Source organism: Vibrio sp. OPT24 (assembly GCF_015163545.1).
Classification (GTDB): Bacteria; Pseudomonadota; Gammaproteobacteria; order Enterobacterales; family Vibrionaceae; genus Vibrio; species Vibrio cyclitrophicus.
On sequence record NZ_JADDYI010000053.1, the window covers coordinates 712,671 to 726,114 of the forward strand.

The 13,444-nt window shown below is 43.5% G+C and carries 13 protein-coding genes; 7 read left to right on the top strand and 6 right to left on the bottom strand.

Annotated features, from left to right (window positions below; genetic code table 11):
• Window positions 1–63: 63 nt before the first annotated feature.
• The 3 genes from IQO02_RS16910 to IQO02_RS16920 all read left to right on the top strand — a co-directional run bounded on the left by IQO02_RS16910 (window position 64) and on the right by IQO02_RS16920 (window position 4,636).
• Window positions 64–738: a YoaK family protein gene (locus IQO02_RS16910; protein ID WP_010431200.1), complete on the top strand. Its 675-nt coding sequence runs from the start codon at window positions 64–66 to the stop codon at window positions 736–738.
• A 228-nt stretch (window positions 739–966) separates the two neighbouring features.
• Complete coding sequence (locus IQO02_RS16915) at window positions 967–2,337, top strand: YjiH family protein (RefSeq protein WP_010431202.1); 1,371 nt, start codon at window positions 967–969, stop codon at window positions 2,335–2,337.
• Window positions 2,338–2,764: 427 nt separating this feature from the next.
• The gene (locus IQO02_RS16920) at window positions 2,765–4,636 is read left to right on the top strand and encodes a methyl-accepting chemotaxis protein (RefSeq protein WP_010431204.1); all 1,872 of its coding nucleotides are present in this window, start codon (window positions 2,765–2,767) and stop codon (window positions 4,634–4,636) included.
• Between the two features lie 125 nt (window positions 4,637–4,761).
• Here the strand turns inward: IQO02_RS16920 and IQO02_RS16925 are convergent, their stop codons facing one another.
• Together IQO02_RS16925 and ppiC are read right to left on the bottom strand one after the other, a co-directional pair.
• Entirely contained in the window at window positions 4,762–6,150 is a 1,389-nt protein-coding gene (locus IQO02_RS16925; RefSeq protein WP_010431206.1) for an alpha-amylase family glycosyl hydrolase, read from the bottom strand.
• A gap of 282 nt (window positions 6,151–6,432) precedes the next feature.
• A complete protein-coding gene (gene ppiC, locus IQO02_RS16930) occupies window positions 6,433–6,711 on the bottom strand; it encodes a peptidylprolyl isomerase PpiC (protein WP_010431207.1) in 279 nt (92 codons plus the stop codon).
• A gap of 269 nt (window positions 6,712–6,980) precedes the next feature.
• Here ppiC and IQO02_RS16935 point away from each other — a divergent pair, with 269 nt between their 5' ends.
• Window positions 6,981–7,895 (top strand): chemotaxis protein, encoded by a 915-nt coding sequence (locus tag IQO02_RS16935; RefSeq protein WP_046209095.1) that lies wholly within the window; start codon window positions 6,981–6,983, stop codon window positions 7,893–7,895.
• 85 nt (window positions 7,896–7,980) lie between these two features.
• Here IQO02_RS16935 and IQO02_RS16940 read toward each other — a convergent pair whose 3' ends face one another.
• From IQO02_RS16940 to hutW, 4 genes are all read right to left on the bottom strand, one after another.
• Complete coding sequence (locus tag IQO02_RS16940) at window positions 7,981–8,523, bottom strand: ATP:cob(I)alamin adenosyltransferase (protein ID WP_016788095.1); 543 nt, start codon at window positions 8,521–8,523, stop codon at window positions 7,981–7,983.
• Between the two features lie 114 nt (window positions 8,524–8,637).
• Window positions 8,638–9,168 (bottom strand): heme utilization protein HutZ, encoded by a 531-nt coding sequence (gene hutZ / locus IQO02_RS16945; protein WP_010431215.1) that lies wholly within the window; start codon window positions 9,166–9,168, stop codon window positions 8,638–8,640.
• A 140-nt stretch (window positions 9,169–9,308) separates the two neighbouring features.
• A complete protein-coding gene (hutX, locus tag IQO02_RS16950) occupies window positions 9,309–9,830 on the bottom strand; it encodes a heme utilization cystosolic carrier protein HutX (protein ID WP_010431218.1) in 522 nt (173 codons plus the stop codon).
• A 49-nt stretch (window positions 9,831–9,879) separates the two neighbouring features.
• A complete protein-coding gene (gene hutW, locus IQO02_RS16955) occupies window positions 9,880–11,289 on the bottom strand; it encodes a heme anaerobic degradation radical SAM methyltransferase ChuW/HutW (protein ID WP_016789885.1) in 1,410 nt (469 codons plus the stop codon).
• A gap of 160 nt (window positions 11,290–11,449) precedes the next feature.
• Here hutW and IQO02_RS16960 point away from each other — a divergent pair, with 160 nt between their 5' ends.
• Genes IQO02_RS16960 through IQO02_RS16970 form a run of 3 tightly spaced genes read left to right on the top strand, consistent with a single transcriptional unit; the run spans window position 11,450 to window position 13,352 of the window.
• Window positions 11,450–12,244, top strand: coding sequence for an energy transducer TonB (locus IQO02_RS16960; RefSeq protein WP_065100048.1), 795 nt, complete (start codon window positions 11,450–11,452; stop codon window positions 12,242–12,244).
• A 2-nt stretch (window positions 12,245–12,246) separates the two neighbouring features.
• Entirely contained in the window at window positions 12,247–12,942 is a 696-nt protein-coding gene (locus tag IQO02_RS16965; protein ID WP_102282449.1) for a MotA/TolQ/ExbB proton channel family protein, read from the top strand.
• Window positions 12,939–13,352: an ExbD/TolR family protein gene (locus IQO02_RS16970; RefSeq protein WP_010431228.1), complete on the top strand. Its 414-nt coding sequence runs from the start codon at window positions 12,939–12,941 to the stop codon at window positions 13,350–13,352. Before IQO02_RS16965 ends, IQO02_RS16970 begins: the two co-directional genes overlap by 4 nt.
• The last annotated feature ends 92 nt before the right edge of the window (window positions 13,353–13,444 follow it).

Sequence of the window (13,444 nt, forward strand, 5' to 3'; positions counted from 1 at the left end):
ACGCTAGCGTATCTTTTTGCTAGCGTTATAATCTTGCTCCTCTTTTAACCCGGAATGAACCACATGATTTCAAAGCTACCTCGCTGGGTTGAATACGGCGCTTTACTGTTAGCGGGCCTTGCTGGCAGCGTTAACGCTATTGGGCTGCTCGGCTTCCAACACCAAGCCATCTCACACATATCGGGCACCATGTCTTTGTTGGGCAGTAGCTTACTCACCCCAACGTCTGCATCTATACATCTTTTGTTGGTTGTTATGAGCTTTATGTTGGGTGCCGCGTTCAGTGGGTTCTTTATTGAGAATCAAGCATTGAAACTAGGACGTCGCTATGGTGTCGCTCTGTGTATCGAAGGCGGATTGCTATTCTTATCACTATGGGCACTGTTACAAGGCTACACGTCAGGCCAATACTTCGCTTCAGCAGCATGTGGCTTGCAGAACGCTATGATCACGACCTACAGTGGCGCGATCATTAGAACAACGCACATGAGCGGTATCATCACAGATCTCGGGATAATGATAGGGGCAGGCTTAAAGGGAGTGCCTTTTGACCGTCGCAAAGGCAAGCTACTGATGTTCATTGTGGTTGGCTTTTTATTTGGTGGCTTAACCGGAGCTTGTCTATTCCAGCGCTTTGAAATTTTGGCACTGGCTTTCCCTGCCTCTTTTGCTTTCATTATTGCGTTTATCTATTGGCTCTATCTTACCTATCGAACTGAAACACAGGCCAACTTATAAATATCTGGCAATATATTCTTAAACTACGTAACATCCGCAACACTTTATTCTAAACTATTAATGAGTTTCAGAATATCCAGTTTGAATATTTAGCGGTATTTGATGAATAGTATTGCAAGAACTATCAATACTGGGTAATCTTGCAGCCAATGAGAAAATACGGATGTTTAGAGAATAAAATGCCAAGGATATGGCTTTTTTACATGTAGAAATACGAGAACAATTAACATGTCTAACAACACGAATACTGCTCAACCAGAGAAATCTAAAGGCAGTTTCTGGGTTTTCTTAATCCCATCATTGATTGGTTTATTCCTTTTCATGGCACCAATTAGCTACCAAGGCGATCTAACCATCCCTGTTGCTATCTTAGCCAAGTCAATTCAAGCGGTTTTCGGTGAGTCTCTAGTAGCAATTATCACTGCAATCGTTGCTTTCATGTCTGTAGCTTCCGTTTTAAGCTCCATTTTCAAGCCAGCATTCATCACATCAAGTTCATTTTTAAACGGCCTTTTCAACCCATCTCCACTTTGGTTGCTGGTTCGTATGATTGGTGGTGCTGCCGCATTCATGGCATTTTTCCAAATCGGTCCTGAGTTTATTTGGGAAGAGAACACTGGCGGCTTAGTGCTAGAAGGCCTACTTCCAACCCTGTTCTCGGTATTTATCTTTGCAGGTTTGCTACTACCTCTTCTACTTAACTTCGGTTTACTAGAACTTTTTGGCACATTATTAAGTAAAATCATGCGTCCAATCTTTAACCTACCAGGCCGTAGTGCTATCGACTGTATGGCTTCTTGGTTAGGTGACGGCAGTGTTGGTATCCTACTAACGAGTAAGCAGTACGAGAAGAAATTCTATACTCAGCGTGAAGCGGCTGTTGTTGGTACGACGTTCTCTGCAGTCTCTATCACGTTTAGCCTTGTGGTTATTGCTCAGGTCGAGTTAGAGCACTTGTTCCTACCTTTCTATGCAGCTATCTGTCTAGCGGGTATTGTGGCTGCGGTAATCATCCCCCGCCTTCCACCACTAAGCATGAAGAAAGACACCTTCATCGATGGTAGCAAGCCGCACAAAGACGCTGATGCAATTCCTGCTGGTTACTCAACATTCTCTTGGGGTCTTAAACTAGCGGTAAACAAAGCATCACAAGTGAAGTCGGCTAAGTCTGTATTTGGCGAAGGCGTTCGTAACGCAGTAGATATGGTCTTTGGTGTACTACCTGTTGTTATGGGCTTAGGTACGATGGCACTGGTTATTGCTGAATACACCTCTGTATTCTCATTTTTAGGTCAGCCTTTCATTCCTTTCCTTGAGCTACTTGGTGTGCCTGAAGCGGTAGCAGCCTCTGAAACGATCGTTGTTGGCTTTGCGGATATGTTCATTCCAGCAATCCTTGCAGCCTCTATCGACAACGAGATGACTCGCTTTGTTATTGCAGCCATGTCGGTGACTCAGCTGATTTACATGTCTGAAGTAGGTGCTTTACTTCTAGGCAGTAAGATCCCAGTGAACATCTTAGAGCTATTTATTATCTTTATTCTGCGTACTCTAATTACGCTTCCGGTCATTGCTGGTGTAGCCCATCTAATATTCTAAATTAGATGTAGCACGATAAATATGTAATTTATAAAGCCTTACTGTTGTGAGGCTTTTTTATTTATAATTAATATACTTAGTCTTTTAAGTTATAATCTGAACAATATATAAAATTCGGCATATCATTTAATTTCATATTCATTATTGCCCTCCTCTCATTTGAATAGAAAACCATATTCATAAACGCCTCATTAATAAATTATTAATTCCCAAAGACTCAAGCTTGCTTAAGTTTTCAACTCATTGAACAAAATACTAAAACTCGTAATTTTGCAATAGAGTGAATTTTACATCGTATGAGTTGTTGTATTTTGTGGTCTGATTTGTGAAATTACATTCAAGTAAATCCAAGTCTCGTCGATATATATAATCACAGAAACAATATTTACTTTAATCTTCGCAAAGACAGTGAGAAGGGGAAAATTCAATGAAATTTAGCCATAAGGTGGTTGCTGCATCATCAGCCTTGCTGCTAGTGACAGTATCATTGCTTTCAATACAACAACTTTACACCGTGAGAAGTGCGGTAGAAAACCACGTCAGTGCGAGCGTTAATGAGATGGTCTCAGGTGTTAAGAACACCGTAGTATCTGAAATGAACGCCAAGAAAGCATTGGCTCAATCAACAACTGAAGTCATCGAGATCGCTCCTCAAGATCATGCTTATGTAAAAACTATCCTAGAAAAGCCTAAGCTTAAAAATAGCTTTCTCGCAGTTGGTTTTGGCTATGAGGCAAACGGTTTCGTCATTGAAAATGATGACGGATGGGAAGCCGGCCCAGATTACGACCCACGAATTCGCCCTTGGTATATTGATGCTAAATCCAAAAACAGTTTAGTAGTTACCGCTCCTTATGTGGATGCATCAAGCAAAAAGGTCATCATCTCAGTAGGTACACCCGTAAAAGACAACGGCCGCTTCACTGCTGGCATGTTCTACGACTTAGAGCTGACTAACCTAGCGACCCTAGTAAATCAAGTAAACTTGTTTGATGCAGGTTACCTATTCCTAGTAACAGCCGACGGTACGACCATCGCCCACCCAAATGCAAAGAACAATGGTGAAATGCTCTCAAGCTACATGCCACAAGCTACGATTCGTGAAGGCTCTCAAGAAATTGAAGTCGATGACAAAACGTTCCTAGTAAACTTCACTCACATTCCAAGTGAAGATTGGTATATTGGGGCAATCGTTGATGAAGCAATAGCTTTCCAAACCGTTGAAGACCTGAAAAACAGCTCGATGATTTACTCGTTGATTGCCGTAATTCTCAGCATCATTGCACTAACGGTTCTGATTCGTGTATTAATGCGCCCACTTGATGCACTTAACGAAGCAATTCAGGACGTAGCAAGCGGACAAGGTGACTTAACTAAGCGCCTAGATACCAACACAGACAAAGAGTTCTCTGACCTAGCGAAAGGCTTCAACACCTTTACCGAAAACCTACAAAGCCAAATCATTCAATCTAAAGCAATTGGCGTTGAGATTAAGCGTGGTACTGAAATCACAGTTAGAGGTGCAGGTGAATCAGCAAACGCAATGAATACGCAATTGCAAGAACTTGAACAGCTAGCAACCGCAATGAACGAAATGGCAGTGACTGCAACAGAAGTAGCAAACAACGCTCAAGGGGCGGCTGCAGCAGCTCGTGAAGCTGACGAAGCAACACTAGACGGTACTTCAGTAGTAAGTGACACCACGCAAGCCATTGATAACCTCTCAGCTCGTATCGACCAAGCCGTTGCAGAAGTACAAGTACTTGAATCAGCAACAGCAAACATTGAAACGATTCTTAAAGTAATCAACGACATTGCTGACCAAACTAACCTACTGGCATTGAACGCTGCGATTGAAGCCGCGCGTGCGGGTGAATCAGGTCGTGGTTTCGCAGTTGTAGCCGACGAAGTTCGTACTCTGGCGCAACGTACTCAAGAGTCGACAACTGAAATCCGCAACATGATCGAGCAGCTCCAAGCTGGCGCAAGCTCAGTATCTAACGCGATGAACCAAAGTAAAGACACTGCGACTGACGCCGTTGAACGCGCGCAGCAAGCGAACTCTTCACTTGACCGTATCCGTGACGCGATTCAGCGTATCTCTGATATGAATATTCAGATTGCTTCAGCAGCAGAAGAACAGAGCTTGGTAGCGGAAGAGATCAATAACAACACGGTTAAGATCAAAGACCTTTCAACACAAGTATCAAACTCAGCTCAAGAAGCGAATACGGCAATGCAAGTGCAAACTGATAATGTTCGTGCGCAGGATGAACTGTTGAATAAATTTACCGTGTAAGATTGCATCTAAGATGAAACCAACAAAAAAGGCATGCTCAATCATTATTTGAGCATGCCTTTTCTTTTGCGAATCAGTAATTACAAACCTCTGATTTCCTAACTATTTTAGCCTAAATGCAACCATCAGCTATTAGTAATCAACATCATACATTGGTTAGGTTCAACCTTAATGGTTAAAGCCTTGTCTGCACATTCAAACACGTTACCGGACAATAAATCCGTCACATCACCCGTCCAAGTTAGTGATGCCGTTTTACATCGCTTAGATTTATTAATCACCACAATGCCTTTGTCTCCACGAACAAACACCAACAAATCATCATTCGCTTCAACCACACGCATTGCTTCGCCATGAACATGATTATGAAATTGAATCATATTTTTCATGTAAGGCGCTTGCCAGTCGTTAAGCCATCGAGGCTGGCCGTTCTGATCCAGAATACCGCTTGTGCTCAACTCACTGTAAACAAGCGGTACACCGCCATCTCGACCCAGAATGAAAGCATGTGCCAATCGTTCGTCCACTTCATCCATCACATGTTCCAAAAACACCTCGTTGTTTGGAATATCATGAGTCACAGCAAACGTAATGGCTCGCATGTTCGATAGCGCCTGACCAAAACAGTACGGATTGATAAGAGACTTAAAGCTGCCCTGCTCTTCAAAGGCTTTGAAAATGGTATTGAACAGCGGGAAATCATAAGCGCCTAAGCGAGTGTGTTTGAGGTATGGCTCAAGGAACAACTCATACTCTTCTTCCGTCGCACCACCATCAGTAATGATCTCGCCAAAGATGTGCATTTCTTCGCAGATGTCATCAGTCCACACCTTACGCAGATGTGACAGTGTCATGTGCTTTGCGGCATCAATACGGAAACCTTTCACGCCAATAGCTTTCAAGGCTTTGAGATAAGCTCTTTGCTGCGCGACCACATTGTCATTATCTAATAGCGTTGGTAAGCCGGGATCGCTCGCTCCACCGGTAATACGTCCATTTTGTACTTCCCAAGTATCTTTCCAATTCTTAATACCAAACGCTTCTACAAAGTCGTTTTCATCAAACAGAGTTTCAGAAAGATCACCAAACAAACGTATGGATTCGTAATACTCAGAATCTTGCTGGTAGGATGCCATATCTTGTTGATTGGGATACGTTAAATCACCTCGGATGCCAGATTCGTTGGCCATGTGATTGAACACGACGTCCACATAGGTACGAAGCCCATGTTGTTTTAACGTGTTCACCATCGTGATGAAATCTTGCGTGTCGCCAAGTTGATTATCAATCACACGATAGTCTTGTGGCTGATAACGTTGCCACCATTCGGTACCAGACTCTCGGTCACAACCTTTGGGGCCGCGTAACGACTTCATTGCTGGTGAAACTAAAACCGATTTATAACCCAACTCTTGAATCAGTGGGGCGTTCTTCATTACGTCAGCGTAACACCAGTCAAAGGCATGCAATATGACATCTGTCGCTGGGTTGCTTAACATAGCTGAACTCTCCATGTTGTTCTCCTACCAAACTTGTTTACAGCTTTCTAGATAAAGACAAGGCTAAAAGGCAAAGCTGCATAAATTTCCTTAAGAATGGCATTTATTATATGACTTACTCATTAAAACCCCTCCTCCTCCTATCAATTAGTCACGGCGGATAGTTGAGGGCGTAGCACCAATTATCGCATAACGTCTGGGATGAACACTCAGCCATCATGCTTTTAAATACGCCAAAAAGTGACAAAAAAGGAGCGTACATACGCTCCTTTTATTCCATTGCACACATATCTTACACTAGGTTCTGTAAAGAACCTTAACCACGTGCCAACCAAATTTTGTTTTTACCAGATGTGGTACCAACGTCTCACCAGAGAAACAAACCTTATCGAACTGAGGCACCATTTGACCTTTTTGGAACTCGCCTAAGTCACCTCCCTTTTTACCCGATGGGCAAGTAGAGTGCTTCTTCGCTAGTGTTTGAAACTTAGCGCCTTTCTTAAGCTGTTTAATGATGTCTTCTGCTTGTTCTTTATGCTTCACTAAAATGTGAAGCGCTGCTGCTTTTCTTGCCATGATAATTCTCAGTTTGTTTCTGTCAGTTCGTTACTGCTAGTTCTAACGATCAGTTTATCGCGATTTGCCCGTCGACTAGCTTCATCGACAGAAATTGTTCAGCAACTCGCATTTAGCGTGATTTTAACCCAAGAACCACTATTCTTCACTCTATAACCGAAAACAACCCTCTTAAAGGCCCTTAAAAACGGGTTAGTCACTTGCCCCTGCTTCCATTTCCCTTTAAATTAATCCTTATAAGTTAAGCGCGTATTAAGTAGGAGCCACATATGGCTAAAACAATCAGTAAAGCGAGTCAGTCACAGGGAATGTTGATGTTCAAGTTATCCCTCACTCAAAGTTTTGCGATTGGCACGCTTAAAGTTAGAGAAATCGTTCCTTTCCAACCAATGACCCAAATCCCCTACTCTCATCACCACGTCATTGGCACCGTCACTATCCGTGATCTTACGGTTCCTGTCATTGATATGTCTGCGGCGATTGGCTTTCGTCCTATCACCCCTGCTGAATACCAAAGCTGTGTACTCATCGTCACCGATTGTTTAAGAACCGTTGTTGCATTCTTGGTTCGTTCGATTGATAAGATCATTGAGTGTGACTGGAAGAGCATTGAATCGCCGCCCACCAGCGTTGGTCGCAATGTATTTGTTACGGGTATTACACGTTTTGAAGATCGTATCGTGCAGATGCTCGATGTGGAGTTATTGCTTTCTAAAATCTACCCACATTACGAAAATGCGCATATTCCGATGCTTACCGATGTCGAGAGAGAGCGCCTCAAAGCGCTGAATATCTTGTTGGTTGATGATTCTTTGATCGCGCGAAAGCAGCTGTCTGATGCCTTAGACAGTATCAACATCCCATATAGCATTTGTAACAACGGGTTAGACGCAATCGACCTGATGCGACGAGAGGCTAGCAAAGGTAATGCGATTGATCTTCTTGTAAGCGATATCGAAATGCCGGGGCTCGATGGTTATGAGCTTGCGTTTGAAGTACAAAACGACAACGCACTGAGGCATGCTTACTGTATTTTGCATACTTCACTATCGAGTGAGATCTGTGTCGACCGTGCCAATCAGGTAGGGGCTCATGAAGCACTTGAGAAGTTCAATGCAGGTGAATTAATCGAAGCCATGCTACGCGGTGCAAAAGTTTTAAACCAAGCATCTTCGGCTGCTTAGACGCTATTTTAGAAGCTAAACCTAGCATCATGCTTAATGGTTTAGCTTCTTAAGCATCAGAGATAAATCAGTGTAGAACTCTTCCTTAAGATTTCTTTGGCATAGAATAGCTCTTACTCACAAATTCCACTTCTTCAACTTCATTGACATGATTGGTAAAAGACGCCAATGCATAGAGTGTGTTCGCGACTAAGTTAGCGTATTTAAAAAGAATCGGATCTGGCGATTTTTTACTTTCATGATGCTCAATACTCACCAAGGCTCGCACGACTTTTTTAGCCTGACAACGACATAAGTGAAGCTCGCTGGACACTCGGTGCCCGCCCGGTAAGACAAACCCTTTGAAACCACCTTCTAGCTGATCGCGAATGTGATGATAATCTTGCTTGAGATCGACCAATTCAGATTCGGTGATGGCGAGCTTACCGCGCACAGAACCATTCAAGTGATAAATGTTCGGCTGCAAGCGTTGCAAGATCTCACGAACCTGAGGCTCTAGGTCTAAAGACAGTACTAATCCAATACGACAACAAAGTTCATCCGACAAAATTTCAAAATCACAGATAGGACTGTCTTCATAAATAAATGGGTAACAGAACTCATCCCAATCTCGACTTACTGGTTTCACGTATCGATCCTTACACACAAAATATTAATCAGATGCCAATATAGCAAACTCTTTGATTTAGACATAAAAAAGCCCTCACATTAGAGGGCTCTTAAAACAATAGCTTAAGCTAAGTTACTCGTTAGACACTTTTTTGTGGCCTTCTTGTAGGTGAACGAAATCCACCAGATCGTCACCTGACACTTGGTATGCCTGACCAAAGCCTTTAACGAACAGACCGTTCTCTGCTTTAAGGTTGAACAGAGAGAAATCTTGAAGCTGGCTCAGACCATCGATGATCTCGCCGAAACGCTCTTGCATCTGGCAGATCACTTGAGTCCAAAGCTCCGTTTCACGCTCTACAACACTTGCCTGAGCATCAAACGTTAAACGCTTACGTGCGTAAAGCTGCTTCGAGCTCTCTTCGTCTTCAATCATCATCAAAGAGACTTGAGGGTTTGCTTTCAAGTTACGAGCATGACGAGCAATATCAGAAATTAGAATAAAGTAACCTTCTTGGTTCTGAACGAAAGGCGCGTAACTTACGTTCGGGCGACCTTCTTCATCAACCGTTGCAAGTTGAAGGGTACGGCGCTCTTGGCGAAATTCTTTAATTTCTGGACCTAGGCGACCTTGTAGACGTTCTTGTTTTACTTGCTGTTCCATGGGTAATTCCTTTATTCACTTTCTCTGATTTATTATTTTTCTCGAGGTTGAGCGATCATTAGCGAACTAAACGATCCTCGAGCATTGATGTTCTGTTTAAACGAGTTGGCAACCTTATTTAAGCTTGCCGTTAAGTCTGCTTAAGCTTGTTCTTTTAGTGCTTTGAAGCGTTCTACTTGGTCGGCAATAAGCTCACGCTTTTCATTGCGACCTAGGTAGATCTTAAAAATGTTCTCGCCCGTTTCACTGAAGAAACCGAAGTAATGACTTTCACGACCCATGAACGCTTTGCTCACCAAACCAACATGTTTGATGTTGTCGAGTTTCAGGTGGCCATGAAGCTCGCCCTCTTTGCCCATCAAGTTGTAGTAACCACGCGCGACTTTACCTTTAGGGAAAGGCGCTTTTACTTCGAAGATTGAACCGAATGAATGCATAATTGTGGTCACAGGGCCCCAACCAACCAAACCTTCTAGAATCTCTTGAGCACGGCTGCCATCTAGCATTACCGCCATGTCGTTTGGAAAAGCAGCAACCACTTCAACTTCTGAAACACCTAGCTTCTCAGCAATCGCAGTAGGAAGCAGTTTTGGTTCTTCTTCTAGAATACGTGCGACACGTTGTTCTAGGGTTTGTGTCATTTCTAATGTTGTATCTGTCATTGAATATGTGTCCGTATAAACGAGTAAGTTATAAACTAAAAATTCGATATTAAGCGTGCTTCAAACTTGCATGCGGGTGAACGCCTGAACCTGATGCTTTCGGTGCAGGGTGCATCGCTTGATATTCAGCGTTAAGCACTTGAATCACACTCTGAGCTAAGCTTACTGCCCAGAAGCTACCAGCAATAGTCAGGCTCAGGTAATTCTCTGAAAGTTCAACCAAACCATTCTTCTCCCAATGTGAGAACAGAGGCTTCAAGTAATCGAAAGTGTCTTGTCCCATAAAGGTCGGCAACGTACTTCTTCTAACAACACCAGAATCAAAACCGGCCTTTAATGTCGAGAAGATTGGCTCTAGTGAGCTTTGCTTCGTCATCATGGCAATAGGTAATTGACCTTGCTTTATAGACTCCATGTAGCTGTCTAAAGTTCGATGTTGCATCACTCCATGACCACCGATGTTGCCACCAGCACCACAACCAATTGGAAGAACCTCGGCATAGGTTTTCGCTAAGCTGTTGTAAATGCTGCGTTCGCGGTTATCACGAGTCCAGTGATTCACACTCAGTTGCTTGACCTTATTTTTTGTCATGAACTCGACACCCGCCAAGTACATGCTCGCTTTATCTGGCGTATTCGCTGGTGGTGGAATTTTTCCTTTCTCAACGAGATTAAGCATAGGAGCATTACCCCCAACAATCAGTTGGTAGAGATCAATACCGTGTGCACCAGTAGACATGTAGTCTTCTAAATCTTGTTGGAACACTTCCATTGACTGGTATGGCAATCCGTATAACAGATCAAGAACGATTGGCGCTTGCTCGGTACGACTCAAAGCACTGATACGTTCTAGCACAACCTCACGGTCATCTAGGCGCTTAGCACTGCGTCGCACTTGAGTATTAAAACTTTGAATACCGAATGAGAAACGGTTGAAGCCACCTTCAAGCGCACGATCAAACATCTCGTCGCCAAATCGATTGATGCGCCCTTCCAATGTCATCTCAACATCGTTTGCTAGTGGGAAATATTGGCGAATAGCCTTACCTAATTGCTCTACTTGTTGAGGCGATAAATCAGTAGGTGTTCCGCCACCAATGTAGACGGCATGAAATAATCCAGACTGAGCCCAAGGGGTTTTGGCTTTTTGCTTTAACTCAATCATCAATGCATCGAAGTACTCATCGACTAATTTACGGCTCGCGGCGTTTTGGAAAAAGTTACAAAACGTACAACGCACACGACAGAAAGGAATATGGATATACAAGCAACGCTTATCCTGTTTTTTCCCTTCGCTTAGCATCAGTTCATCAAAGAGCTCCAACTTCTTGCTCGGGTCGACCGGAATTGAACTTCCTCCGGCATGTGCAGAATGCTTTTTCGCAAACGCAAAACGAAGCGGATCTGGGCTAGAAACACCCAGAATTGATTCGTCAAATTTATAAATATCAAGACTCATATAATCTCTCTAAACACTTACATAGCAAAGTCTGGAAGACTATTCGCTAAAACTGAGAGAATCATAAATAGACGCAAATGATAATGCAATTGATAATTGATCTTATTTAGATTCTGAGCAATAATCCGGTACAGATTTTAGATTTGGTAAAGGATTGAAAGTGAACGTTCCTAGATATGTTATTGCAGGCGGTGCATCGTTAGTGATTCATGCAGCGCTATTGTTTGTCGCTCAAGAATCCAAAGTATTCGCGATGCCTGCAGGTAGCCAATCGAACACGGTATCGATCAACTTCACGCCTAAGAGCACGCCTTCTCAAGCTCAACAAAAAACCATCACAGACCCGGTTGAACCAGAGCCAATCAAAGAAACCGTCTCACAAGCAGAACCTAAGCCTGTCGAACCTAAGGCAGTCGAACCAAAGCAAGCCAAACCGACACCGAAGAAAAAAGCGATCACCAATAAGCCTCAATCCAAGAAGGTAGAAAAAAAGGTTGTTGAAAAGAAACCGGTGACAGAAAAAAAGGTCGTTAAGAAAAAACGCCCAGAACTAGAGCCAAAGTCCAAACCAACGCCTCAACCAGAAAAGTTGGCCGACAAGAAAGTCGATAAGAATATGGACGAATCTGCCAACCAGCCTCAGGAAGTAAACCAAGGCGTATCAAACCAAGAGCCCGTATTAGTGACTAAGCCCTCTTTTTCTTCACGCCCGACACCACCGAATTACCCACGCCAAGCGAGACGTCGTGGCGTTGAAGGTGTCGCAACTTATGAGGTCTGGTTAGACGCTGAAGGCAAACAAATTAAACAAGCATTAGTAAATTCATCAGGCGCACTAATGCTCGACAACGCCGCATTAGATGCCATTAAACAATGGAAATTCTCACCTCACACTGTCAATGGTCGAGCTATTGCTCACCGTGTACAAATACCTGTTCGTTTTAGGTTGGATTAATCATGCAACAAATCAGTTACTTACAAGAGCAACTTGGCTTAATGACTTGGCCTCTTCTCATCTGTTCAGCACTAACAGCAATGATCATCGCTGAACGTGTCTTCCAAGTGATGTTAAGCATTGGTGTTGGCAAACGCGTCATTCGTCGCGAGCTCAACCAGATCTCACCAACCAACAGTAAAGAGATTGAAGCACTCGCTCATTCGATTTCAGGTAAACGACCGCTACTGTACAAGGGCGTGTCGATGTTGCTTGCTCACCACTCTTTCTCAAAAGGATTACGTGAAGATGCGGCCGGGATTTGGCTTCAAGAAAAACGCCACCAGCTTCATGCTGGATTGAGGCTGCTTGGTTTGATCGGCGTAATTAGCCCGCTAATTGGCCTACTTGGTACGGTGCTTGGGCTTATTGAGATGTTCAAAGGTGTAGCAGCTACGACAGGAAGTATTACACCGAACGATCTAGCTGACGGCCTTGGCTTAGCAATGAGAACCACAGCGGCAGGCTTGATGATTGCGCTTCCTGCGATCTCTGGCGCTCAACTACTTGGGCTATGGGCCGACCGAGTGCTCGCTCAACTAGAACATACTCTGAACTATGTGAATGTGTGGCTAGAAGGCATGTCGATTCAAACCAATCACTCTGACGAGACTAAAGGCTCATCAGTAAACACTGTCGGTGATGTGAGCCAAGCATGATTAAAACGCCCCACTCATCTCAAACACAAAGTTTAGCGCCAGATTTAACACCGCTGCTCGACATCATTTTTATCGTGATGGTTTTCCTGCTTCTGACAGCATCGGTGAAGTTGGAGTCATTAGAAGTCGAACTACCAAGCTCTGATATTAAGAACGTTTCTGAAGTTCATAAAGATTCGATAAGCGTCAATATCTTAGACCACGAACCTTACTGGGCGATTAACGGCAGAGAGTACATCGACTGGGAAAACTTCAAAATTGCCTTACTCGAAGAGACGGGGTCAGCGGATAAAAAGCCGATCATCATTGGTGCAGATAAAGCAGCCAACGTTGAAAACCTAGTGAAGTTGCTGTCATTCCTTCAAGAGAATGGAATACCTGCAACCCAATTGCTCACCGAAGATGGCTAGACAACACTCAATCTTCTTGAGGTTTGGCTCTTGATTACTAACACCAAAGAAGCAGAGCTAAACCTCTCTATCGATACGGACTCACAATGCGA

Excerpts from the sequence above, each read along its gene's own strand:
- IQO02_RS16910 (WP_010431200.1), top strand. The coding sequence starts at position 64 with ATGATTTCAAAGCTACCTCGCTGGGTTGAATACGGCGCTTTACTGTTA.
- IQO02_RS16915 (WP_010431202.1), top strand. The coding sequence starts at position 967 with ATGTCTAACAACACGAATACTGCTCAACCAGAGAAATCTAAAGGCAGT.
- IQO02_RS16920 (WP_010431204.1), top strand. The coding sequence starts at position 2,765 with ATGAAATTTAGCCATAAGGTGGTTGCTGCATCATCAGCCTTGCTGCTA.
- IQO02_RS16925 (WP_010431206.1), bottom strand. The coding sequence starts at position 6,150 with ATGGAGAGTTCAGCTATGTTAAGCAACCCAGCGACAGATGTCATATTG.
- ppiC (WP_010431207.1), bottom strand. The coding sequence starts at position 6,711 with ATGGCAAGAAAAGCAGCAGCGCTTCACATTTTAGTGAAGCATAAAGAA.
- IQO02_RS16935 (WP_046209095.1), top strand. The coding sequence starts at position 6,981 with ATGGCTAAAACAATCAGTAAAGCGAGTCAGTCACAGGGAATGTTGATG.
- hutZ (WP_010431215.1), bottom strand. The coding sequence starts at position 9,168 with ATGGAACAGCAAGTAAAACAAGAACGTCTACAAGGTCGCCTAGGTCCA.
- hutX (WP_010431218.1), bottom strand. The coding sequence starts at position 9,830 with ATGACAGATACAACATTAGAAATGACACAAACCCTAGAACAACGTGTC.
- hutW (WP_016789885.1), bottom strand. The coding sequence starts at position 11,289 with ATGAGTCTTGATATTTATAAATTTGACGAATCAATTCTGGGTGTTTCT.
- IQO02_RS16965 (WP_102282449.1), top strand. The coding sequence starts at position 12,247 with ATGCAACAAATCAGTTACTTACAAGAGCAACTTGGCTTAATGACTTGG.
- IQO02_RS16970 (WP_010431228.1), top strand. The coding sequence starts at position 12,939 with ATGATTAAAACGCCCCACTCATCTCAAACACAAAGTTTAGCGCCAGAT.